The organism is Tychonema sp. LEGE 06208 (genome assembly GCF_015207505.1).
In the GTDB taxonomy this organism is placed as follows: Bacteria; Cyanobacteriota; Cyanobacteriia; order Cyanobacteriales; family Microcoleaceae; genus Microcoleus.
In genome coordinates this window covers 46,985-67,490 of record NZ_JADEWT010000007.1, presented here as the reverse complement: position 1 = coordinate 67,490, position 20,506 = coordinate 46,985, and the positions used below count along the sequence as shown (strand labels likewise).

Here is a 20,506-nt window from a genome sequence, read left to right as displayed (position 1 = left end):
AACGCCGGTCAGTCCTAAACAATAGAAGGAGGAGAACGTAGTGACATCAATTCTCGTTGTCGAAGATTCGTGGTTGACTCGCAGGGTAATCTGCAAAATCCTGCGAGCAGAAGGATACGAGACTTGGGAAGCATCGAGCGGCCCGGAAGCCCTAGAACTGCTGGCCACTAAAACCCCAAACTGTATGCTCTTGGATCTGTTGATGCCGGAAATGGAAGGTAGGGAAGTCCTGCAAGCCATGCGCTCACGAGGATATAAAATTCCAGTCATCGTAATTACCGCAGACATTCAATCCACCACCCGTTGCGAGTGTATCGATCTCGGAGCCCTAGCAGTCATACACAAAATGCCCAACTCAGACGAACTGCTCGGGTGGATCAAAAAAGCTCTCAGTCCCAGCGAGGAGAGTACCCAATGAAATTAAGCGCTCGAGAACTCGATGCTTTGCAGGAACTCGTCAACATCGGGATCGGTCAAGCTGCGGGGATTTTGAACGACATGATTGAATCTCCCATTCGCTTGCAAATCCCCTACCTCCAAATCCTGTCTCCCGCCGACGTACAAGCACAATTAGAGGGACACCTCAATGGCGAACAAATCGCCGCCGTCCAGCTCAAATTTACAGGCTCCTTTGGAGGCATTGCTCAGCTAGTCTTTCCTACCAACAGCGCAGCCAGTCTAGTCACCATGCTTACCGGGGAAGAAGCCGGAACTCACGACCTAGATGCAGTCAAAATTGGTACGCTCAGTGAAGTAGGAAATATTGTCATTAACGGGGTGATGGGTGCAATCAGCAACGTACTTCAACAACGCCTGAATTACTCAATTCCCAATTACATGGAAGGGACGATCGGTAGTTTGCTGATATCTGGCGGTTTGACTACTGATACAGTTGTTTTATTAGCCCAGACCCGTTTCATTATTGAAAGACTCCACGTTGAAGGAGATATCATCCTCATTTTCAATGTCAATTCCTTTGACACCTTGTTGGCTGCAATCAATCAACTTGCCGGGGGTCTATGATCCAAGAGAGCAAAACTATTGAGGAAAAGTTTGGAGTTCTCGACAGCGTACCAGTCGGCGCGTGTTTGCTGCGAGACGATTTTGTGGTGCTGTTTTGGAATGTCTGTCTCGAAGACTGGACGAAAATTCCCCGCGACCAAATCTTGGGAACAAATATCAAAACTCATTTTCCTCACCTAAGCCAGCTAAAGTACGCAACTCGCTTCGAGCAAATCTTTGCAGGAGGCCCGCCAACAATTTTTTCTTCTCAAATTCACAAGCACCTGATTCCAGCAACTTGGCAAGACGGCCAGCAGCGCATCCAGCAAACTACTGTGACGGCTGTCCCTGCACTCCCACCGGGCGTTGCCGAACTGGATGTCATCGGCTTGGTTCGATCGACTGTGGAGTTGGAACCAGAAGGTATCGCACCACCAGCAGAAGCAGTTGGTTCTCCAGCGCCCTCAAAGAGTGGGAGTTCAATTTGGCCTTACGACTTTTTGGGATCAAACTGCCAATCGTTTTACGCCCTGTTGGTGATTCAAGACGTGACCGACCTCACTCACCGCATCCAAGCTTACCGCACGATGCGGGATCAAGCTTTGGAAGAAGTGCAAGTGCGCCAGCGCGTCGAGGAAGAATTGCGCGAGAGCCAACATTTCATCCAGCAGATTGCAGACGCGGCGCCTTATTTGCTCTACATCTACGATTTGACCGAACAGCGTAACGTCTACGTTAACGGTCAGGCTTTTAAATTGCTCGGCTACCATCCCCAAGAAATTTTACAGATGCAAACGGCTTTGTTTTCCAGTTTGGTGTACCCAGAAGATTTGGAGAAGGTTGCCGCCCACCTGCAAAAATTTCCCCAGGCTCAAGACGGCAGCATTGTTGAGTTGGAGTACCGACTGAAACATCGATCGGGCGAATGGCGCTGGTTCCGCTGTCGCGATCAAGTGTTCGCCCGCAAAGCATCAGGTGAACCCGAACAAATTTTCGGCACCGCTCAAGATATTACCGAGTACAAGCGGGCAGAAGAAGCGCTGCGGCAGCAAAACGAACGGGAACTGCTGATGGCGACAATTACTCAGCACATCCGCCAGTCTCTGGATTTGAGCGAAGTGCTCAGCACGACTGTCAACGAAGTACGCCAGTTCCTTCAAGCCGATCGAGTGATGATCGTCCGCTTCCACCCCTGTAGCGGCAATCTCTGCGCTGCACCCACGGGGTCAGTAACAGTAGAATCGGTAGCTCCCAACTGCAAGCCGATGCTGGGGGAAACCCTAGACAATTTCTCTTTTGACGAGTTCTATATCGAAGCGTACCAACATCGAGCAATCCGACCCGTGGCCGATGTCTCGGCGGCCGATTTGCCGCCATATCAAATTGACTGGCTCGCACAATTCGCCGTGAAAGCTTATTTGGTAGTGCCACTAGTACAAGGAGAGGAGTTGTGGGGGCTGCTGATGGCGCACCAATCCCGTCCCCGACAGTGGATGCAGTTAGAGGTGGAGTTGCTGTCGAATCTGGCCGCCCAGTTGGCGATCGCGATCAAGCAAGCAGAACTCTACCAGCAATTGCAAGCAGCCAACCTCAAGTTAGAGCGTTTGGCTACTTTGGACGCACTCACCCAGCTAGCAAACCGCCGCCGGTTCGATCAGTATTTAGACATTGAGTGGCGCAGACAAGCCAGGGAACAAACGCCTCTGTCGCTGATTCTGTGCGATATTGATTCTTTTAAAAGTTACAACGATACCTACGGACATCCAGGGGGAGACGAATGTTTGCGGCAAGTCGCCAGCGCGATCGGCCGTTCAGTCGATCGTCCCGCCGATTTAGTAGCTCGCTACGGAGGCGAAGAATTTGCCGTAATTTTGCCAAATACCGAGATTCAAGGAGCCGTGCGAGTAGCCGAACACATACAGCTCAAAATCTCCGCTTTGCAGCTTCCTCACGCTGGTTCTCAGGTAAGCCAATACGTCACCGTCAGTCTGGGTGTAGCGAGTATGGTTCCTGCCTTTGAATCGGGGGCCTCGATTTTGATTGCTGCAGCCGATCGAGCGCTGTACGAAGCTAAACGACTTGGGCGCGATCGCATCCAAGTTTACCAAGTAGACCCTGCCTCACCCAAAACCAACGGCACAGCAACTCCCGCGCGCCGGGAGGAGTTTTCCCGGCCCAATACTAATTTCCCGTCACCCACAAGCGTTTGACTTCTGCCAATATTTGTGCATTGGGAACAGACACTGGCAAGAATGCCGGAGTAATACCGCCTGAGATTTAAGACTTTAGATTAAAAATTAAATAATTTAACTGAATGTGAGTGGGAAGTCCCGCACCCTACCTGTACTCAGGTGACGGGATGAAAACGAACCAGAAACAAGTTGAGCGATAGCGAATCAGTGATACAATTGCACTATCTTGACCACTATCCTAGAGGGCGAAAACCAAGCTAAACGGAGCGTGTAGCCAGAAAAAGTATGGGTCTTAGGAACTAGGACTCCTGCCTGTGGAGAGAAGATAAGACTACTTGCTTCAACGGATAGCAACAGCACATCCCAATGAATCAGGAAGCCAGTGCTGTATGCTACGCATCAGCGTCTGGTAGTTCACATCCAGTAAAGCCATTGAGGAGCATCTGGTGTTTGGCATTTGATGTGCGATCGCATCAATCAAAAAATGCTTTTTGCCCAACTAAGATGCTCCTAGCCATTGATACCTTTAGCGGTATCCCCGTCTCCCCATACCCAGTCTAATTTTGGGCTTCACATCATCCCAAGAAATCCCCCACCCAACGAGTCCATCTTGAAACAGAAAAGCTTAAGGCGCTGCCGCCGCCCTGCGGTTGGCCACAATCAGATTAGCCTGATACTCTGCCGCTTTTTGCTGAGCCTTTTGATAGTTCGGGCTAGTTGACGGCACGGCTCTCATCAGCCCAACCGCTTTCTGCCACTCGCTTGCTACTGCACTCCACTCATTTTGAGACTGAGCCGTCTGGGCCAACACAGCCGCCTTCTGAGCGTTGTTAACGCCTTCTCTCCAAGGATCTGGCTTAGGCGCGACGGCTTTTGGTGCAGGAGAAGCTGCCTTGGGCGCTGGAGATGTCGGAGCTGGGCTGGCGGGCGCTGCTGTGGGAGAGGCTTTGGCTACAGGAGAAGCTGGCTTTGGAGTTGCGCCAGATGCGTTTGGAGAGGGTGCGGTGGGGGTTTTTGATGCGCTAGATGAGGCTTTGGGGGAGGGGGAAGCAGCTTCGGGGACGCTTGGTTCTGGGTTCGAGCCGCCGAAGGGCAAATTTCCCGTGAAGTAAAGCCCTGCGATCGCCACCACAGGCACTAAGATACCCACAGGTATTACCCATTTGGGGAATTGTTTTTTCGCAGGCGTGGCTATATCTTCGTGTTCGTGTTCGTCTTCGTCGCCGTCATCTCGATCGAATTCTGATTCTTGATAATAGTCTTCGTCTTCGGGTTCGACATCATCTAAACCTATAGAATCATCAGGTATTCCAATCTCGGAGGGGTAAAGCGACTCTTCGGGCATCAGATTTATTTCATCTTCCCACGCAGCCGAGCCGTCACCTGTTCGACGTCCGTAAACCTTGACAGTATGAATTGATTCGACTCCCAAATTCGTCATCCCGTTGCGGATGAAATCGACCAATGCCATTTGACTCGGTACTTTGCTGGACTCCAAAATTATGTGGAGGCAGCCGTTGTCCCGCGTCACGTCGGCTTTGATGCCTTTGGGTTGGAGTGTACGGTTGATGCTAGATGCGATCGTATCTGGATCGCCCTGCTTGAGAAGTTCCTGCAGGTTTTGTTGTGTCATGGGTAGCGCTCTTTTTTTTTTGGGGGGGGTTGGAGAGCCGGCAAATAATATTATTAACCGATCGGCGTTAGGCTGCGGACAATATTTATTTACCACATTAGCTTCTAGTGTGGCATTCTGAGACTATTTCTCCTATCTATTCAAAACCTTTTGATGTGCGATCGGGCATTAAGCACCTACGCGCCAGCAAAATTTGTTGTAAAAATTTACACTCATCCCGCCCAACACTGATATTTGCTGTCACAGAGTCGCCATCCGCCCCAATTTTTAGTATTTCCTGCAAGCTCCCTTGATTCATTTGTGGAGTGCATTGAAAATCTAAATAAAATCTAAAAACAACGCTTCGGGCTGCAGATGCAGGAAAAATAAGACATCAGCGAAACAAGCTAGAAAGTTCTATAACTTTGGTTTGCAGAGTTGAGATTTCTTCCCGGCCCCGTTTTAAAGAAGCTTCTAATTCTAGGAGCAAAGGCAAACTTTTTTGCAGTTTTTCTAAGCTGGCGTTCTTGACTTCTTGACGAAAATAGTATATGCGTTTGGGATTGCCGAGGTCTAAAGATCGAGCAATTTTATCGTCGCCCTCGCCCGCTTGGATCATTGCCTTTACCCACAGCCAAATCCGAAACTTACCAGTCAAGCCCGCCACAATCCTCAAACCAGGCTCGTTTTTGGCCGCTAAGCCCGCCAATAACTCCAAAGCGCCTCCCGTATTGCCCTCGCGAATTGCATCGGCTAGTTGGAAGGTATTCTGGGCGTGACAGTGCACTAATGCGGCTACTTCCTCCGGGTTGAGAGGTTGGCTGCGGTTGCCGGCAAAGAGCCGTAATTTTTCTAATTCGCTGTATAGCTGACGGGTATCGCTACCGATGGATTCGGCCAAAAGTTCGATCGCCGTGGCGGTCAATTTGACGTTCATTTCGCCGGCAACTTGGCGCGCCCGCTGGGCTAATTCCTTGTCATTCCAAGGCGGAATCGGTGAAAATTCGCGAAATTCGCCGGACTTGTTGAGTAGCTTGGTAGATTTGAGCCTGCTGTCGGGTTTTTTGACGGATGTCAGCAGCAACACTGTTGTAGGGGGAATCACCGGCAGCGTCCGTTCCAATTGGGCCAAGAGTTCTGGAGAACACTGCTGGGTGAGAGTCGTATTTGTCAGCCAGACAAAACGGCTGCCGCTACCGAAGGGGGGTGTTAAGGCTCGATCGAGTCCTTCGATCACTGCGTCGGGCCGATCGGCGATTATCTTGTCATAGTTAAAACTAGCCCAGTTGGGGTCCAGGACTGTTTGGCGCAATTTTGTGACTGCTTGCGCGATCGCAAAGTCGTCTTCCCCCCAAAATAGGTAAAACTGCATATTTAACGCTCTGTACAGGAAAAAATTTGAGTCGCACGATCGTCGGCTTGTCCAACATATCCTGAATCCGACTGTTGGAAGCCCGCACCATAATATAAAATTTGGTGTGGGAGTATTTCACCGCGAGGAAATCAAGATTGGATGATACTTATCAAGCTTACGTAAACCGGGTGGCGCGAATGACGCTGCTGGACTCCTATAAGTCCCAGATGGAACACATCCAGGAATCTCCAAAATTTAAGCCTGATGAAGCCGGTCACAGAAATCCTGTACCTTTTCCGGGTTATTCGGTGATTACGCCACCTGCGGGGGAAGATGCAGAAAATACTGCTCTTTATAGTAATTTGCAGTCAGTCCAACAACGGCTATTGCAGGAAATCGCGGACGGTGCGATCGTAGCACTGCCTCCTGATAGCTTCCATTTAACCGTGGCAGATCTGATTTGGAGCAGCGCTTTTCAAGATGCCTCTGAGAACAATCCAGAATTTGAGAAGCAACTGCGCGATCGAATGAAAGAGTGTTTTGCCACCTGCAAACCCTTGGCGGGCGGCCCGGAGATTCGCTGGACTGTGCTGGGGTTGATGGTGATGACTAGGGCTGTGGGTGTTTGTTTGGCACCGACTGACGAAAACTCTTACAAGCAAATTCTAGAGTTTCGGCGATCGATCTATCAAAATCCCGATTTAATTGCTTTAGGAATTGAACAGCAATATCATTTGACGGCACACATTACTCTGGCTTATTTTGGGGACACCGGACCGAATTTAGACCGCGATCGTTTGGCCGCCGTGATGTCTGAGTTAAACGACCAATGGCTTGACACGCCACAAGAACTGTGCGTGCACCGAGCCGAACTGCGGAAGTTTGACGACATGACTAGCTACGTGCGGCAACCGGATTGGCCTGTTTTTGAATTTTAACGTAAGCAAGAGGGAAGAAGGAAGAGGGAAGAAGGAAGAAGGCTATAAGGGCGAAGCTGAGCGGGTGAAAAGAAGTCCGAGGGAAGAGGGAAGTTCGGCAACGAGCTAGGTAGGGAATTTAACGGATACAAGTCAGAATTCAGAGGACTCAATCAAGGAAAATTCTGCCCACTCTCCATTCTGCCCACTCTCCATTCTGCCCACTCTCCATTCTGCCCTTCTCCGCCTCTCCCATCTCCTCTGTTTCAAGGGTCAGGATACTGCCTATAGCGGTTCTCACAAAAGTGAGGTATGCCCTGTTTGGCCGATGCCCCATGCCCTGTTTGGCCGATGCCCGATGCCCTGTTTGGCCGATGCCCTGTTTGGCCGATGCCCGATGCCCTGTTTCGCCGATGCCCCATGCCCGATGCCCGATGCCCCATGCCCGATGCCCGATGGCCGATGCCCGATGCCGGATAGTGCCTCATCTTTCTGAGAAAGGCGATATTAAATGCTTTAATTATTCTGGCTTGGTAACAAAATCAAGCAAAAAATTTATGATCAACCCGGAAAAATCAGTAATTCTGGTTTTTTACTTTTTGCTTAAATAGTGACTGTACACGTTGTTGGTATTGGTTTAGATGGAGCTGCTGGGCTGAGCGAATCGGCGCGGCAGGTTGTAGGAACGGCCGCTCTGCTGGTAGGGAGCGATCGACATTTGAGCTATTTTCCCGATCGCGGCCGAGAGCGCTGGGTGTTGGAAGATTTAACCGAAGCAATTCTCGAAATTCGGCGCTGGCTGGCGGAAGTACCGCAGTTAGAGGCGGATGCGGAAACTGTGGAAAGGGGCCGAGGTTCGATCGTCATTTTAGTAGCCGGCGACCCCATGTTCCACGGCTGGGGAAAGTTACTAATTTCCCAAATTCCGCCAGATAAATTGACATTTCACCCCCATGTGAGCTCGGTGCAACTGGCCTTCAACCGCTTGCAAATCCCGTGGCAGGATGCTCATTTTGTGGCCTCCCAGGGACGTTATTTTGAGGAACTGACGGCAAAACTTAAGTTAGGTGTGGAAAAAATTGCCGTGCTCGCGGACGAAACTCTCACTCCGGCGGCTTTAGCAAATTTGGTGAAAGCTCTAGATTTGCCGGCACGCTATCAGTTTTGGGTTTGCGAAAATTTGGGTTCTCCAGAGGAGAAGGTGGGTCTTTATTCTCTAGAAGCTTTGCTGGGAGAGTCTTTTTCACTTCTGAGCGTGGTTGTAATGCAGAGGGTGTTCCCGCCCGCAGAAGCTTTGGATTTGGCAAGTTTGCCTTCGTTGGGGATTCCGGATGCAGCTTTTATCTGTGGCGGCGACAGGCTTGGTTTGACGGTGGAACGGGAGGTGCGGGTGTTGGTGCTGGCACAGTTGGCTTTGCGGCCGGAACAAGTTGTCTGGGATGTGGGTGCTGGTAACGGTTCTGTGTCGATCGAGATTGCTCGTTTATTCCCGCAGTCTGAGGTATACGCGATCGAACAAACGGTTTCTGGTACTTCTGCGATCGAACTCAATTGTAGTCGTTTTGAGCTGCAAAACGTGCTTTCGATTCATGGCAGGGCACCGGAAATTTTGCACCGCTTGCGCCCGCCGCACCGGATTTTTATTGGCTGCAGCGGTGGAGGGCTGACCAAAATTTTGGGCGTTTGCGCCCTGCGGCTGCTCGCTGGAGGCTCGATTGTCCTAGCTTTGGATGTTTTTGAGGATATTGCTATTGTTTTGAGCTGGATTGGCGATCGGGTGCGGCGGGAACCGCACTGGAGTTACCGCATCGTGCAGGTGCAGTTGTCGCGTTCTATTTCTGCGGGCAGTTTGACTCGTTTTGAGGCGCTGAATCCTATTTCGATTGTGACGATCGATCGACATTTGAATTAATGTCTGATTTTTAACTGCAGATTAATGGCTGTGTTATCTATGTTTTGTTTTTTTATTGAATCTAATCTTTTTTTTTACCGCAGAGGGCGCAGAGGAAGAGAATAGGTAATTTTAAAGGGGTTGGGGGTATTAGGTTTTAATTTTTAATTAACAAAAGTACGGCTGCTGTTGCTAGCAATAACAGAATTCCGGCTGCACCGGCTAGGGGTTTTGCGGCAATTCCTGTAATCCATTCTGGTACCTTAGAAGTTGGTTTAATTGCGCCTTCTGTATCTACGGTAGTTATACCCCAAATCCAAGCTGCGTGAATGCCGATCGCCAATCCTAAACTGCTATTGTCGGCGATGCGGGCTAAGGTTAAAACCATGCCCATCACCCACAATCCCGGCAGTTGCGGTAGGGTTTCTTTGGCGGCCCAAATTAGGTGGGCGATCGCGAAAATGAAACTGGCGATCGCACTTGCTATTAATATTGAGTAATCTTGCTGGAGGATTGTTTGCAAGCAGCCGCGAAAGATTAACTCTTCTGTGGCACTAATCCACAGTCCTAATAACAGAGTCAGCAGACTAGCAGGATTAATGATTAATGCCCAGAAGTTAATGTTTTTTTCGCCTGTTTCGGTGGAAGTTTCACCTTTTTTTAACTCGATCCAGCCTACGGTTAATTGTAGACCGAATAAAATTACTAAGCTGATTATTCCTAATCCTAATCCCCCCAGTAATGATATCAAAACTGCGGGTTGCCAATCCCAACCCCAGTTAGCAAAAGTTGTGTTTTCGATCCAACTTGTCGCCCACAAAATGAAGGGTACAATCAGGTATAGGGAGGCGAGTAAAGGTAGTTTTTTGTTTCCCAGGGGTTGGGGCGGATGCCATTTGAGGGCGATCGCCAGCACAATCGCTGCGGGAAGCCACACCACAAGCCAAGTCGAGAAAAACAAGATTATTTTGACAATTGCTGGTATTGACGGCGACAGCAGTCGCAGGTTGGTTATACTATTCCACATTTAATGGGTTGCAACTATAATACTGTTGATTGTGTTGACTGTTAGTTGTTAGTTGTTAGTTGTTAGTTGTTAGTTGTTAGTTGTTAGTTGTTAGTTGTTAGTTGTTAGTTGTTAGTTGTTAGTTGTTAGTTGTTAGTTGTTAGTTGTTAGTTGTTATTGGGAATTGAGAATTGGCAATTGGAAATTCGTAGCAAGTAACCAATAACCAATAACCAATAACCAATAACCAATAACCAATAACCAATAACCAATAACCAATAACAACTACTGACAAATTCCCAACAACTACTGACTACTGACTAATGACTAATGACTACTGACTACTGACTACTGACTACTGACTACTGACTAATGACTAATGACTACTGACTAATGACTACTGACTACTGACTACTGACTAATGACTACTGCCAACTGCCAACTGCCAACTGACTACCGATCGATCTTGCGCTGAATTTGCCTCAGAGACTGGTACATTTCTGGAAGGCGGTTGTAAATAGCTGCGGCTTTGAGAAATAGTTTGTGGGGAATTGCTGGAGTGCCGGTGACGATCGCGCCTGCGGGTACGTCGTTGTGAATTCCGGCTTTAGCAGTGGCGATCGCCCCATCTCCGATTTTAGCTTGATTGGCAATTCCCACTTGACCTGCCAAAATTACATTGTTGCCAATTTTCACCCCGCCAGCTAAGCCGACGTGGGCTGCAAAGGCGCAGTTTTTACCAATTTGACAGCCGTGACCTATATGTACTAAATTGTCGATTTTTGTATTCTCACCGATGCGGGTTTCTCCGACAGCGGGCCGGTCGATCGTGCTGTTGCAGCCAACTTCAACGCCCTCTTCTAATACCGTGCAGCCAGACTGCTCCATTTTGACCCACCCGGAGGCTGTCGGCACGAACCCAAAACCTTCGCTCCCGATCGCCGCACCGCTGTGAATCACGCAATTTGCCCCGATGCGAGTACGTTCGTGAATCACGCAGTTAGCGTGTAAAACAGTGCCGGGGCCTATTTCCGCATCTGGGTAAATTACGACATTTGGGTGAATGCAAGCGTTGCTGCCAATTTTGACTTTGGCTTGAATTACGCTGTGGGGCCCGATATAAACATTTTCACCAATTTCTGCGGAGGGGTGAACGACGGCTGAGGGATGTATTTCGGATGCTGGGCGAAACGGTTGATAGAAAAGGGCGATGGTTTGAGCAAATAACAATCGGGGATCTGCTGCGGCTATCCAAGCGATGTTGCGATCGCTGCATTGAGCTTGCAGGTTTTCGTCTAAGGGTAAAATTAAGGCGGAAGCGTTTGTAGTGGCTGTATGACGGGCAAATTTAGCTCCTTCTATGTAACCGATCGTACCGGATTCGGCTTCATCGACTGGGGCGGGGCCTGTAATTTCTCGATCGTCCGCGCTGGAGAATTTGAGGCTGTGGTTGTTGGCTAAATTAAGTTTCTCTACTATTTCGCTAAACTTCATAAATCAAAATTTGCTGTTAACACCTAATTCCTCAAGGTGAAAATCATATCATGTTCGATTGTTTGCGATCGGATATGCAAGTCTTAAGTCTTGATTGTCTAAAATTATGCGGACTGAAGTCCGAACCATCGAACCCGGATGCGGAGTGAAGTCTTCGCTGCGAACCTGGGAAGGACTGAACTCCGAACGATCGAACCTGGTTCGATCGCCTTTTTGAAGTAGACGAGCAATGGCGCTCAGCGGCCAACTATCTTTAAATACATCTGCGTCGATCTGTGCTGCATCTGCCTTTCATCTGCGGTTTATATCAAATCCGGTAGCATCGGAATGATTCAGATATATATTCTCTCCCTCTGTGTACTCTGTGTACTAATAAGGTTAAATCATTCCGATGCAAGCGGAAACGATATTACGCATCGATCCAAGATTTATGCAATAGCTGCTCTAGTTTATCCGCGCCAACGGAAAAGGGAGCCGATCGTCTCTTGCTCCCACTAAGTCTCAAAAAGCTGCACGCCATTGAGTTATTTTTGTCAACTATTGAACGGAAACTGCATCTACATCAACGGTGCTCGCTGTAGTGTCCGAGGGGCTGCCGGTGGCTTGGGAGGCTGATGCTGTCTCTGTTTGGCGGGATTTAAAATAGTCGGTAGCCATTTGCGAGACTTCCGAAATCAGCAATACTGCGATCGCCAAGTCGTCAATTTGTCCGATTACGGGGAGAAAATCGGGCGCAATGTCGATCGGGCTGACTAGATATGCCAACGTTCCCAGAATAATCCACCAGCGGTACTTGGGGTTGCGGAGCGTGTCGCGATACCAGTTGTAAACAGATTGTATAGAAAAGTTCATGTGGTTGTCCTCTCGTTATATTTTCAATCTTGACAAATTATCGCTCGAAACGCTTGTGGAGATATCCCCCCTAAGATTGGGAAGAGACTTCTACCTGGGAGTATAGGGAATTGGGGAGGGACAATTTGTGAATCTGTGTCGGAAAGGCGGGGACTCTTGACAACCCCCCTACAGAAACCTGACAGATGAAAGGCGATGGCATTAATCTGTGTTTATGTGCGTTGATCTGCTGTTCAAACAAATCTTCATCTATTAGTTGTATATCGTGATTAAAGCAAGTTACTTAGATTGGGATTTTTAAACAGCAGATTTCAACAGATAAACACAGATGAACGCTGATGAGATTTATCTGTGTTTATCTGCTGTTTAAACAAATCTTCATATCTTTCAATCACGAATCTTGAAACACCCATTTTTGGTCGCCGATCGCAATTTCGCAACCGTTGGCTAACCAAAAAGGGTCGTTAGCAGCCAGCCTCTGTCCGCCCACAAAAGTGCCGTTGGAACTGCCGCTATCGACAAGCTGATACCGCTGTTTGCCAAGTTCGTCATTGGCCCGGCGGATTTGAGCGTGGTAGCGCGAACTTTGCGGATCTTGTAATACTAAAGTGTTGGTTGGTTCGCGTCCAATGGTAAAGGGATTGGCTGTTAGGGCGATCGCTTCTCCAGAAAGTTTGTAGATTAAATATGCGGTTGTTTTGCGATCGCTGCTTGCGAGTACCGTGGGTGCAAGTTGGGGAGGATTTCTCCCTGCTGGGAGACTGTTTTGAGCAAGTTGTTGTGTTAGTTGTTGTAAATCTCGATCGAACCCCGCTGCTGTGTCTGAAGCTGGAAGACTGGCAGGAGAATTACCTGAAATTAAGTTTAACTGCTGTACGGGAGATTGAGGAACAATCGGACGGCCCGCTTCGGCAATTCTCATTTGCAGGGCGGCGGCATTTTCTGCTTCCTGTCGAGCACTCATTCCCTCAACTTGGCGAATAACTCCGTTGGTTTCGGGAAAGCTGACATCGCCAATTCGCACGTCTTCTAAGTTAAAGCCTAGGGTATAAAAATCTTGGACGCGATCGAGCAAATTTTGGCGCAGCAACAGCCGGCCTTGGGTGATAAGCTGTTGTAGGGGTATTTGCCCGATCGCTAATCCCATACAATCCTTAACTGCACTTGCTAAAACAGCTAGAGGATCGGACAATTCTAAAGCTACCCGTTTCGGATCTATAACTTGATAAATAACAGTCAGAGTCGCATCAATTAAAAATCTATCCTTAGACAAAAAATCTCCGTGCGACTGTACATCTAAATTGCGGAGTTTGGTGTCTACGATGACAATTTGACACTGTTCCAGCAGGGGAAGGGCGAAGCTGAAATGCCGCCCGGATTTCAGGGTACGCACGGCGCGGCCGTTTTTGACCAACAGCCCCGTGTAACCCGCCCCGATAAAGTCCATACTAAACCCGGCCCAGCGTTCGGGTGTGACGGTTTGAATTAGGGGAGAGGCGTTGTTCATGACAGGGAGTTGAGGGAGGTTTGATTCTATTTTTAGGGTAACAAATTGCTGGCGGCGAGCGATCGGGCGGTGTGCCGGTTTCGCAACCTCTATTCTATACTTCTAGACTCCCCGCGATTCAGCCCGGACTGGAGCTCGTTTGTATTTAGTTGGTGGTTAGTTGGTGGTTAGGGCGATCGAAATACTGTTCGCAGGGTGCCCCGGAGGCTAAAAACCTGTTGAAATCGAAATACTCAATTTCTGACGCACCCTATAAGTTGATTTAACTGTGACTATTTGTGCTAATCTTAAAGAGATTCAAGATTACCAAGAAGTGTATAATACGGAAGAAAATGCCAGTATTTAGTAGAATTTCCTAATAACCAATCTCGTGAATAAGTTAGGGCTATTTTGAAAGAAGATAAAATTTTAGTTCTGCATTATGAACTCGCAGTTGCCTAAATAATCTTGAGAATTAAAATTACTTAACCATACCGCACAGGAATCAGTGCCATGTCCATTTCCAAACCTGAAAAGCCACAATATTTAAAACTGATTAATTCCTCCGAAATTCAAATGCGATCCATCGCCTACAGTTTAGATACTTTAATTCCAGGGCTATACATTTGGCTGGGTGCGATCTAAATTTGGATTGGGGTAGCGAGCCCGAAGAAAGTTATCCGGGGACAATTCATAGCGCAATAGGTATTGCTTTAGTATTCCCTGGCTACCGCATCTACAGCACTTATCAAGGTAGCTATGACTCTTGATAAGCATTGGATATTGACGGTATCTCTCAAATTACGGTAAAAACTTTGCCATCCACAGAATTTGAGTTACTTCTATTGAAAGCAGGTTACGGTAAAATGGGTACGGGTACGGCTCAGGGAAATCGTATGAAAGTCTGGTGGACTCATTCTACTTTTAGACGGATTGAAGCTATTTACAGTGCTGATGGAATAGTTGCTATTACTGCCATGTTTAGAGTTGTAGTTAAACAAACCCAGAAGTTTTTATTGACTCTTTTGATAAGAGAGGGCGATCGCATCTTGTAAAAAAGAGCGATCGCACTTTAGGATTCGGGATGGGAGAGGGGCGAGCGCATTTCACTAAAACAAGCTTTGCTGCCCATTAGGTATAGTATTACCTAAATAGATTTGTTTAGAACCCTTGGGAATGTAAATCCACCCTACGTCTTGCAGGCGATTTGTCAAATTTGATATTGTTACGCCAAGATCCTCAGCCATTGCGTAGAGGTGACGCCAGTTTGTTAAATCACGTCCCCTTCGCTTCTCTTCCAAGATATATCGAGGCATTAACAAACAACTAGCAAAATATTGAGCCTGCCATTCAATCCAATCAGCTTGAGTTTTAGGACTGACCTTATCAACAAGCATTTCGCTCACATTTCTACACAGAAATACGTCTTCAGTAGCCTCGCAAAATAGAGGTAGTTCTAGTTGTTGTACCAAACCATCTGCTTCATCTTGATTGACATGAAGTACCCAGTGTCCTATTTCGTGAGCTAGTGTCGATTGTTCAAATCCAATATCATTATCTTTTTTTTTATGGAGATATTTACTAATTTCTATCAGACGTGTCAGGGGATAAATTCTAGCTGCTACTGCTTTGCCATTATAGGGAGGTATATCACAACACGGATCGATGCTGAGGTCTAAAAAACCAGCAGCATAATCAGCTAAACCAGGCCATCTGGGAAAATTAGGTGTTCCCTGCATACGCATAAGAAGGTCATTAGCTATATCCTCAATTTGGGTTTTAGATAAAAATTGAAAAGGTTTGATTACACTCAACTTTGTTTCTCCTCACTTTCTGCTTCTTTAGCTTCCTGGATAAATTTTTTAGCTAGTTCGGGATTATCTCGCATTTGACGCAGCAAAAATGGAATTTGTTTTGGATACCTTTTGACAAGATCCTGAACAACTTTGGCATCTTCTGGAGTAATTCTACCTGCTAAATCGCGTAGCTCTTTGAGCTCTAACTCTAATTGATGTGCTAACGACTGAATGACCTCCTCTTTAGGGGGATACTCAGCGCGGTCATTCTCTAGTTTGGACAGGTAGGTATAGTCCACTTTTACTAGCTTCGCCAGGTCGCGCTGACTAAATCCTTTTCCCTGACGAGCTTGACGAATTAGCTGACCAAAAGTCTTACTCATGTTTTTTCCCTACTTACTAAAACATCATAGCAGGGGTTGACGTAGCTCGGCAACCCCTGCTAGACTGAAAAGCGTTGACGGCCAGCGTCAACCCTAAAATACTCTACTGATAGCGTACAAAAGCAAGTTCATTGTCTCTAAGAGACTTTGTGTGGCTTAGGCTATGACCGCTAGCTATCAGGTGTACTGTCTTGCTCTTGTCATCGAATAGTCAACCTTCACATTCTTTGCCACACTATGAAAAAACAAATGTCCAATCCCGATCAACTGTGCTTCTCAATCGGCCGCCCCCTATCGCTTCTGCTTGAGGAAATTCAAAAGACAAGTCGGCATCCGCATCTGAGGAAAGCTGCGACACAAATGCTGGAAAGCTTGCGTGTTCTTGAACGGGCAAATGAGACTGGGATTTCCAAGTCAGCCAAAACAAAAGAGGCAATTTACGAAATCCTGACGAAATGAACCCATGATCGCCCTCTATTCTAGAGGGCTCACCCTATGAACAAAATTTGGCAATTTTCCAGCTATAACCTCTGGTCACAGTTTGCTCCGCCAGTGGGGCAAGAACAATTTCACTGCGACATGAAGCGGGGTTTTGCTAAAGCCCGAAAGCGAGAACCTCAAGTTGCACCACTTTTGGCAACTGACAACACACCTCAGCGAATTGGAATCCTGGCACAAAAAGGAGTTTATGAATTTCATCAAAACCCTCAACAGTTCTCCGGAAAAGATGGTGTAGAACAACTGGCAGAAATTCTGCAATTAAGCCAAGAGTCAGCGACAGTTCAGGAGCGAGTTTTGGTCATCCTGACAAACTACCATCAGCATCCGATTCTCTCAGGCAAAAACATCATTAAGCTAAATCGAGGCGATGAGGGATTTCCCCCGCCAATTCTTATTCTGGAGGGGAATTATCAGTTTAACTTCTATGCAGCGATCGACTGCATTTTTGCCGAACCAGATGGAACGCTTCACATTTTAGACTTCAAAACAGGAAAATCAGAGTTTGACCACAGACAGGCATATCTTTACCTGCTAGCTACCAGTTATCTCTACCCGCAAAAACCAGCTATTGCATCATTCTATAATTTGGAGACTGGCAAACAATCTGAACCGATTACGACAACTGTCGATACACTAAAAGCCTTTCAGATAGAGATGGCATCAATAGCTAAACGGCATCAAAAAGACTTGAAGCGTTATCGAAATAATCCGGATGAGTTCAACATAATTTTTCCGCCCAATCCCGGTTTAAACTGCTTTTACTGTCCCTTTAACTCAATTTGTCAATTTTCTACTGTAAAATTAGAGGTTACCGCATGACTGCTGTTGTTCTTCAAACTTCTTCCAAAGCCAATCCGTCACCCATCCATTTGAGTGAAATTTTCCCGCTAAGTATCTCGCAGCCCAATTTAATGAGTTTTCGGCTGACTCCAGAAGTTGATCGCAAAATTGGCAACAGATTTAGCTGGCGTTTTTGCCAGAAGTTTACTAATAAAGAATTTCCTAATCAGCTAGTTGTTATCTGGGAAGACAACTATTTTTGGGTTTTGGGCAAACCTAATACACCGATGCCCAGCCAAGAACAGTGGCGAGATGCAATGACAAAATTTCAAGAGGAGTTAAAAGAAGATATTGGCGATCGCTCCTACTCATTCCAATGGGTACGCCAACCACAAGCAACAGCTTTAATCTTTGCTCAACTAGCTGTGAGAATTTTGCAAAATAGTGACAAATTTTCATCGGTTGCGACTGATACTGTTTGGTCTGAAAATCAAGTTGAAGTCAAGCGCGAAGCAGACTTCTGGGCTGAAACTATTGAACTGCAAGGTATCCTGCATCCAGCTTTAGTTTTCACACCGCACAGTTACTTTTCTTATCAAAACACATTAGATGAATTTTACGAAAATCATCCCTATAGAAACAAACCTAAAGAGCTTTTACTTGGATTAAAAGTGCGAGATTGTGAAACAAATAGTGTCGCTACAATTACTAATATTGTTGGCCCTATTGGAGACGGAGAACGCCGAAAAGAACTGATCGAGAAAGCAACTGGTGCAATTAGCAAACAAAAACTTATAGAAGCACCAATGGAACAACCTGTTGTTGCAGTGCAGTTTGGCAAGAATACAAATGAGTTTCATTATGCAATGGCAGCTCTGCGTCCCTGTGTCACAGAGGAAACAGCCGATCGATTTGATGTAAAATATGGAGACTTACTCAAAGAAACTAAAATACCATATCAAGAGCGACAAAAATATTTAGCTTCATATAAGCAAAAAGCAGAAAATGCTTTAGTAGCCTATGGATTCAAGTTAGCAGGTAAGTGTATCAATAGCCGTGATTACCAGTCTTTATTCGTGGCACCTCAGTTCAAGCTTGAGGAAACACCTCTTGAATTTGGTAATAAATTCATTGGTAAAAGAGGGGAAGTTTTGAAGGGACTCTCTCAAGGTAGTGTTTATCGCCGTCATGATGAGTACGGTGTTCTCTCAAGAGCTATTAGGATTTCTGTTTTAAAAGTTGGTGATTTTAAGGTGAAATCGTCTTTTTTAGATGAAGTTCATCAACGGCTTAAGAAGTATAAGTTTGAAAGCATAAGTTTGATTGATAAAAAAACTCATAAGATTGACGATAGTAGGGTTAAAAGGGTTTCCATAGATGGCTTGAGTAATGCCGAGGCTAAAGTTAGCTTGGAAAAAGCGCTTGATGAACTAATATCAATTCCCGCTGATATTGTTTTGACGTTTCTTCCGCAGACGGATCGCAATGCAGACAGCAGCGAAGACGGCAGTTTTTATACTTTTATTTCTTCTCGCTTACTTCGGCGAGGAATTGCCAGCCAAGTCATTTATGAGGAGACATTGCAAGATGCTAAAAATTATGGAAATATATTGAATCAAGTAATACCTGGGATTTTGGCAAAGTTGGGTAACTTGCCTTTTATTCTAACTGAATCATTGAAAATTGCTGATTATTTCATCGGTTTTGATATTTCCCGAACTCCCAAAAAGAAAGGCAACGGAAGTTTGAACGTCTGTGCTAGTGTGCGTCTCTATGGTAAGCAAGGAGATTTCATTCGCTATCGCCTAGAAGATGCTCTGACAGAGGGTGAAGAAATTGACAAGCGTACTTTAGAAAGGTTTCTTCCTGCTGCTGACTTAAGTGAAAAAACTGTACTCATTTACCGGGACGGACATTTTTGTGGCAGCGAAGTTGAACATTTGCGGGAACGGGCAAAAGCAATTGGTTCTAAATTTATTTTAGTGGAGTGCATCAAGACTAAAGTTCCCAGACTTTACAACTTTGAAGATCCAGCTTTAAAAGCCCCCACCAAAGGGTTAGCACTGCGCTTGTCGCCCAAGGAAGTTATTTTAATAACAACTGAAGTAAAGTCGGAAAAAATGGGTCTACCTTATCCCTTGCGTTTAAAGGTGATTCCCGATCCAGATGAGCTACAGCAAGTATCAGTTGAAGATTTAATAGAAGCAACACTTAAGCTGACCTTACTGCATCATGGAGCGCTAAAAGAGCCTCGCTTGCCTATACCGCTTTATGGCTCCGACCGCATCGCTTATCGTCGATTACAAGGGATTTCTCCCGGCGAATTGGATGGGGATAAACAATTTTGGCTGTAAGAGCGATCGCCCCTAACCAACCAATCTAACTGAAGGGCGATCAATCTTGTTTGATTGTAGCCGATCGCCAGATCGAGAGTACAACTGACTAAAAAGGAATATACTCAACAGCATTCATCCATTCATCAGATTCCGAAGCTAAAGCAATCAGTTCCAAATCCTTAACAAATTGTCCTATCGTACCGCCTAGCTGATGTCCAAATATCAAACCAGCAAACTGTTTTTCCTGATGCTGCCAATCTTGAGCCATTGCCTTAAAAAGGATATCTTGAGTAAACAATACTCTCCCTAACTGAGTGGCACGTTCCAAAAGTTCGTCATCCGGCAATTCTGTCGCACCATCTTCGATCGCAGTCAAAACATCCACGCCACGACGGCGCAACTGTTCAGTAATTGCTTGCGGAATGTGAACGTCCATGTACAGAGCGATCGCCACTTACAACAACCCCTTAGCACGCATTCTCACGAAAAATGGTGAAGGCGAAAGCAAAGATTTTTCCTGTTGTACCTGCTCCCATTCCGTCCGAATCTCCTGCTCAATTTCAGCTTGAAAGTCGAAGTAATAAGCCATTGCTGCATGAGCCTCCGACTGCATCAAATAAGGATGCTGGCGGCACATCTCTTCCACTGACCAACCGTAAGCTAGATAATCCATGACAATCTGAGCAACCCGCACGCGGGGTATCCGGTGCAACCGTGCGGGTTGACCCGCTACTTTCTTGATATGAGGATAAATTAAAGCTGATGTCATTGCTTTTTGGATCTATCTCTACAGGACATTAGCACAAATAGTATTATAACAGTCAGCAAAATTCACAAGAATTAAACAAAGCGATCGCACCTCAACAAACCAATCTAACTGAAGGGCGATCGGCCCTAACCCAAA

23 protein-coding genes are annotated in these 20,506 nt (G+C 46.6%); 11 read left to right on the top strand and 12 right to left on the bottom strand.

Translation table 11 applies throughout. The annotated features are described in order from the left end of the window. Window positions 1–40: 40 nt before the first annotated feature. Genes IQ263_RS03455 through IQ263_RS03445 form a run of 3 tightly spaced genes read left to right on the top strand, consistent with a single transcriptional unit; the run spans window position 41 to window position 3,212 of the window. Window positions 41–418 (top strand): response regulator, encoded by a 378-nt coding sequence (locus IQ263_RS03455; RefSeq protein ID WP_194066187.1) that lies wholly within the window; start codon window positions 41–43, stop codon window positions 416–418. Then, window positions 415–1,023, top strand: coding sequence for a chemotaxis protein CheC (locus IQ263_RS03450; RefSeq protein WP_194066186.1), 609 nt, complete (start codon window positions 415–417; stop codon window positions 1,021–1,023). The genes IQ263_RS03455 and IQ263_RS03450 overlap by 4 nt, the downstream gene beginning before the upstream one ends. Then, window positions 1,020–3,212, top strand: a complete 2,193-nt coding sequence (locus IQ263_RS03445) for a sensor domain-containing diguanylate cyclase (protein WP_194066185.1) — start codon at window positions 1,020–1,022, stop codon at window positions 3,210–3,212. The genes IQ263_RS03450 and IQ263_RS03445 overlap by 4 nt, the downstream gene beginning before the upstream one ends. A gap of 607 nt (window positions 3,213–3,819) precedes the next feature. On the opposite strand, the gene IQ263_RS03440 is transcribed toward IQ263_RS03445, so the two are convergent. From IQ263_RS03440 to holA, 3 genes are all read right to left on the bottom strand, one after another. Continuing rightward, a complete protein-coding gene (locus tag IQ263_RS03440; RefSeq protein WP_194066184.1) occupies window positions 3,820–4,827 on the bottom strand; it encodes a hypothetical protein in 1,008 nt (335 codons plus the stop codon). A 136-nt stretch (window positions 4,828–4,963) separates the two neighbouring features. Then, window positions 4,964–5,125 (bottom strand): hypothetical protein, encoded by a 162-nt coding sequence (locus IQ263_RS03435; RefSeq protein ID WP_194066183.1) that lies wholly within the window; start codon window positions 5,123–5,125, stop codon window positions 4,964–4,966. 75 nt (window positions 5,126–5,200) lie between these two features. Next, window positions 5,201–6,178 (bottom strand): DNA polymerase III subunit delta, encoded by a 978-nt coding sequence (holA, locus tag IQ263_RS03430; protein ID WP_194066182.1) that lies wholly within the window; start codon window positions 6,176–6,178, stop codon window positions 5,201–5,203. Between the two features lie 179 nt (window positions 6,179–6,357). Between holA and IQ263_RS03425 the strand changes: the two genes are divergently transcribed. The 3 genes from IQ263_RS03425 (at window position 6,358) to cbiE (ending at window position 8,989) form a co-directional block, all read left to right on the top strand. Then, the gene (locus IQ263_RS03425; protein WP_194010020.1) at window positions 6,358–7,098 is read left to right on the top strand and encodes a DUF1868 domain-containing protein; all 741 of its coding nucleotides are present in this window, start codon (window positions 6,358–6,360) and stop codon (window positions 7,096–7,098) included. A 291-nt stretch (window positions 7,099–7,389) separates the two neighbouring features. Next, complete coding sequence (locus tag IQ263_RS03420; RefSeq protein ID WP_194066181.1) at window positions 7,390–7,557, top strand: hypothetical protein; 168 nt, start codon at window positions 7,390–7,392, stop codon at window positions 7,555–7,557. A 130-nt stretch (window positions 7,558–7,687) separates the two neighbouring features. Next, window positions 7,688–8,989 carry a precorrin-6y C5,15-methyltransferase (decarboxylating) subunit CbiE gene (gene cbiE / locus IQ263_RS03415; protein ID WP_194066180.1) on the top strand — a complete coding sequence of 434 codons (1,302 nt, stop codon included), beginning with the start codon at window positions 7,688–7,690 and terminating at the stop codon, window positions 8,987–8,989. Window positions 8,990–9,125: 136 nt separating this feature from the next. On the opposite strand, the gene IQ263_RS03410 is transcribed toward cbiE, so the two are convergent. The 5 genes from IQ263_RS03410 to IQ263_RS03395 all read right to left on the bottom strand — a co-directional run bounded on the left by IQ263_RS03410 (window position 9,126) and on the right by IQ263_RS03395 (window position 13,827). Beyond that, a complete protein-coding gene (locus tag IQ263_RS03410; protein WP_194066179.1) occupies window positions 9,126–9,995 on the bottom strand; it encodes a CPBP family intramembrane glutamic endopeptidase in 870 nt (289 codons plus the stop codon). 153 nt (window positions 9,996–10,148) lie between these two features. Then, window positions 10,149–10,259, bottom strand: coding sequence for a D-galactonate transporter (locus tag IQ263_RS29715; protein WP_370588941.1), 111 nt, complete (start codon window positions 10,257–10,259; stop codon window positions 10,149–10,151). A gap of 168 nt (window positions 10,260–10,427) precedes the next feature. Beyond that, window positions 10,428–11,468, bottom strand: coding sequence for a UDP-3-O-(3-hydroxymyristoyl)glucosamine N-acyltransferase (gene lpxD, locus IQ263_RS03405; RefSeq protein ID WP_194066178.1), 1,041 nt, complete (start codon window positions 11,466–11,468; stop codon window positions 10,428–10,430). A 537-nt stretch (window positions 11,469–12,005) separates the two neighbouring features. After that, window positions 12,006–12,320: a YkvA family protein gene (locus tag IQ263_RS03400; RefSeq protein ID WP_194066177.1), complete on the bottom strand. Its 315-nt coding sequence runs from the start codon at window positions 12,318–12,320 to the stop codon at window positions 12,006–12,008. A 391-nt stretch (window positions 12,321–12,711) separates the two neighbouring features. Next, the gene (locus tag IQ263_RS03395; RefSeq protein WP_194066176.1) at window positions 12,712–13,827 is read right to left on the bottom strand and encodes an SPFH domain-containing protein; all 1,116 of its coding nucleotides are present in this window, start codon (window positions 13,825–13,827) and stop codon (window positions 12,712–12,714) included. 492 nt (window positions 13,828–14,319) lie between these two features. Here IQ263_RS03395 and IQ263_RS29145 point away from each other — a divergent pair, with 492 nt between their 5' ends. Together IQ263_RS29145 and IQ263_RS03385 are read left to right on the top strand one after the other, a co-directional pair. Beyond that, window positions 14,320–14,451, top strand: coding sequence for a hypothetical protein (locus IQ263_RS29145; RefSeq protein ID WP_255515804.1), 132 nt, complete (start codon window positions 14,320–14,322; stop codon window positions 14,449–14,451). A gap of 170 nt (window positions 14,452–14,621) precedes the next feature. Continuing rightward, complete coding sequence (locus IQ263_RS03385; RefSeq protein WP_228049765.1) at window positions 14,622–14,861, top strand: hypothetical protein; 240 nt, start codon at window positions 14,622–14,624, stop codon at window positions 14,859–14,861. A gap of 54 nt (window positions 14,862–14,915) precedes the next feature. On the opposite strand, the gene IQ263_RS03380 is transcribed toward IQ263_RS03385, so the two are convergent. Together IQ263_RS03380 and IQ263_RS03375 are read right to left on the bottom strand one after the other, a co-directional pair. Continuing rightward, a complete protein-coding gene (locus IQ263_RS03380; RefSeq protein WP_194066175.1) occupies window positions 14,916–15,620 on the bottom strand; it encodes an ImmA/IrrE family metallo-endopeptidase in 705 nt (234 codons plus the stop codon). Next, entirely contained in the window at window positions 15,617–15,985 is a 369-nt protein-coding gene (locus tag IQ263_RS03375; RefSeq protein WP_194066174.1) for a helix-turn-helix domain-containing protein, read from the bottom strand. The genes IQ263_RS03380 and IQ263_RS03375 overlap by 4 nt, the downstream gene beginning before the upstream one ends. A gap of 237 nt (window positions 15,986–16,222) precedes the next feature. Between IQ263_RS03375 and IQ263_RS03370 the strand changes: the two genes are divergently transcribed. Genes IQ263_RS03370 through IQ263_RS03360 form a run of 3 tightly spaced genes read left to right on the top strand, consistent with a single transcriptional unit; the run spans window position 16,223 to window position 19,620 of the window. Then, window positions 16,223–16,444, top strand: coding sequence for a hypothetical protein (locus IQ263_RS03370; protein ID WP_194066173.1), 222 nt, complete (start codon window positions 16,223–16,225; stop codon window positions 16,442–16,444). A 36-nt stretch (window positions 16,445–16,480) separates the two neighbouring features. Further along, on the top strand, window positions 16,481–17,305 hold the full coding sequence (locus tag IQ263_RS03365; protein ID WP_194066172.1) for a PD-(D/E)XK nuclease family protein: 825 nt from the start codon (window positions 16,481–16,483) through the stop codon (window positions 17,303–17,305). Then, on the top strand, window positions 17,302–19,620 hold the full coding sequence (locus tag IQ263_RS03360) for a Piwi domain-containing protein (RefSeq protein WP_194066171.1): 2,319 nt from the start codon (window positions 17,302–17,304) through the stop codon (window positions 19,618–19,620). Before IQ263_RS03365 ends, IQ263_RS03360 begins: the two co-directional genes overlap by 4 nt. 88 nt (window positions 19,621–19,708) lie before the next feature. Here IQ263_RS03360 and IQ263_RS03355 read toward each other — a convergent pair whose 3' ends face one another. Continuing rightward, a complete protein-coding gene (locus tag IQ263_RS03355) occupies window positions 19,709–20,056 on the bottom strand; it encodes a DUF5615 family PIN-like protein (RefSeq protein ID WP_194066170.1) in 348 nt (115 codons plus the stop codon). Then, the gene (locus tag IQ263_RS03350) at window positions 20,057–20,371 is read right to left on the bottom strand and encodes a DUF433 domain-containing protein (RefSeq protein ID WP_194066169.1); all 315 of its coding nucleotides are present in this window, start codon (window positions 20,369–20,371) and stop codon (window positions 20,057–20,059) included. Window positions 20,372–20,506 lie beyond the last annotated feature (135 nt).

Bases quoted from the DNA above. Each gene is read 5' to 3' on its own strand.
- IQ263_RS03450 (WP_194066186.1), top strand. From the start codon at position 415: ATGAAATTAAGCGCTCGAGAACTCGATGCTTTGCAGGAACTCGTCAAC.
- IQ263_RS03445 (WP_194066185.1), top strand. From the start codon at position 1,020: ATGATCCAAGAGAGCAAAACTATTGAGGAAAAGTTTGGAGTTCTCGAC.
- IQ263_RS03440 (WP_194066184.1), bottom strand. From the start codon at position 4,827: ATGACACAACAAAACCTGCAGGAACTTCTCAAGCAGGGCGATCCAGAT.
- IQ263_RS03435 (WP_194066183.1), bottom strand. From the start codon at position 5,125: ATGAATCAAGGGAGCTTGCAGGAAATACTAAAAATTGGGGCGGATGGC.
- holA (WP_194066182.1), bottom strand. From the start codon at position 6,178: ATGCAGTTTTACCTATTTTGGGGGGAAGACGACTTTGCGATCGCGCAA.
- IQ263_RS03425 (WP_194010020.1), top strand. From the start codon at position 6,358: ATGACGCTGCTGGACTCCTATAAGTCCCAGATGGAACACATCCAGGAA.
- IQ263_RS03420 (WP_194066181.1), top strand. From the start codon at position 7,390: ATGCCCTGTTTGGCCGATGCCCCATGCCCTGTTTGGCCGATGCCCGAT.
- IQ263_RS03410 (WP_194066179.1), bottom strand. From the start codon at position 9,995: ATGTGGAATAGTATAACCAACCTGCGACTGCTGTCGCCGTCAATACCA.
- lpxD (WP_194066178.1), bottom strand. From the start codon at position 11,468: ATGAAGTTTAGCGAAATAGTAGAGAAACTTAATTTAGCCAACAACCAC.
- IQ263_RS03400 (WP_194066177.1), bottom strand. From the start codon at position 12,320: ATGAACTTTTCTATACAATCTGTTTACAACTGGTATCGCGACACGCTC.
- IQ263_RS03395 (WP_194066176.1), bottom strand. From the start codon at position 13,827: ATGAACAACGCCTCTCCCCTAATTCAAACCGTCACACCCGAACGCTGG.
- IQ263_RS29145 (WP_255515804.1), top strand. From the start codon at position 14,320: ATGTCCATTTCCAAACCTGAAAAGCCACAATATTTAAAACTGATTAAT.
- IQ263_RS03375 (WP_194066174.1), bottom strand. From the start codon at position 15,985: ATGAGTAAGACTTTTGGTCAGCTAATTCGTCAAGCTCGTCAGGGAAAA.
- IQ263_RS03370 (WP_194066173.1), top strand. From the start codon at position 16,223: ATGAAAAAACAAATGTCCAATCCCGATCAACTGTGCTTCTCAATCGGC.
- IQ263_RS03365 (WP_194066172.1), top strand. From the start codon at position 16,481: ATGAACAAAATTTGGCAATTTTCCAGCTATAACCTCTGGTCACAGTTT.
- IQ263_RS03360 (WP_194066171.1), top strand. From the start codon at position 17,302: ATGACTGCTGTTGTTCTTCAAACTTCTTCCAAAGCCAATCCGTCACCC.
- IQ263_RS03350 (WP_194066169.1), bottom strand. From the start codon at position 20,371: ATGACATCAGCTTTAATTTATCCTCATATCAAGAAAGTAGCGGGTCAA.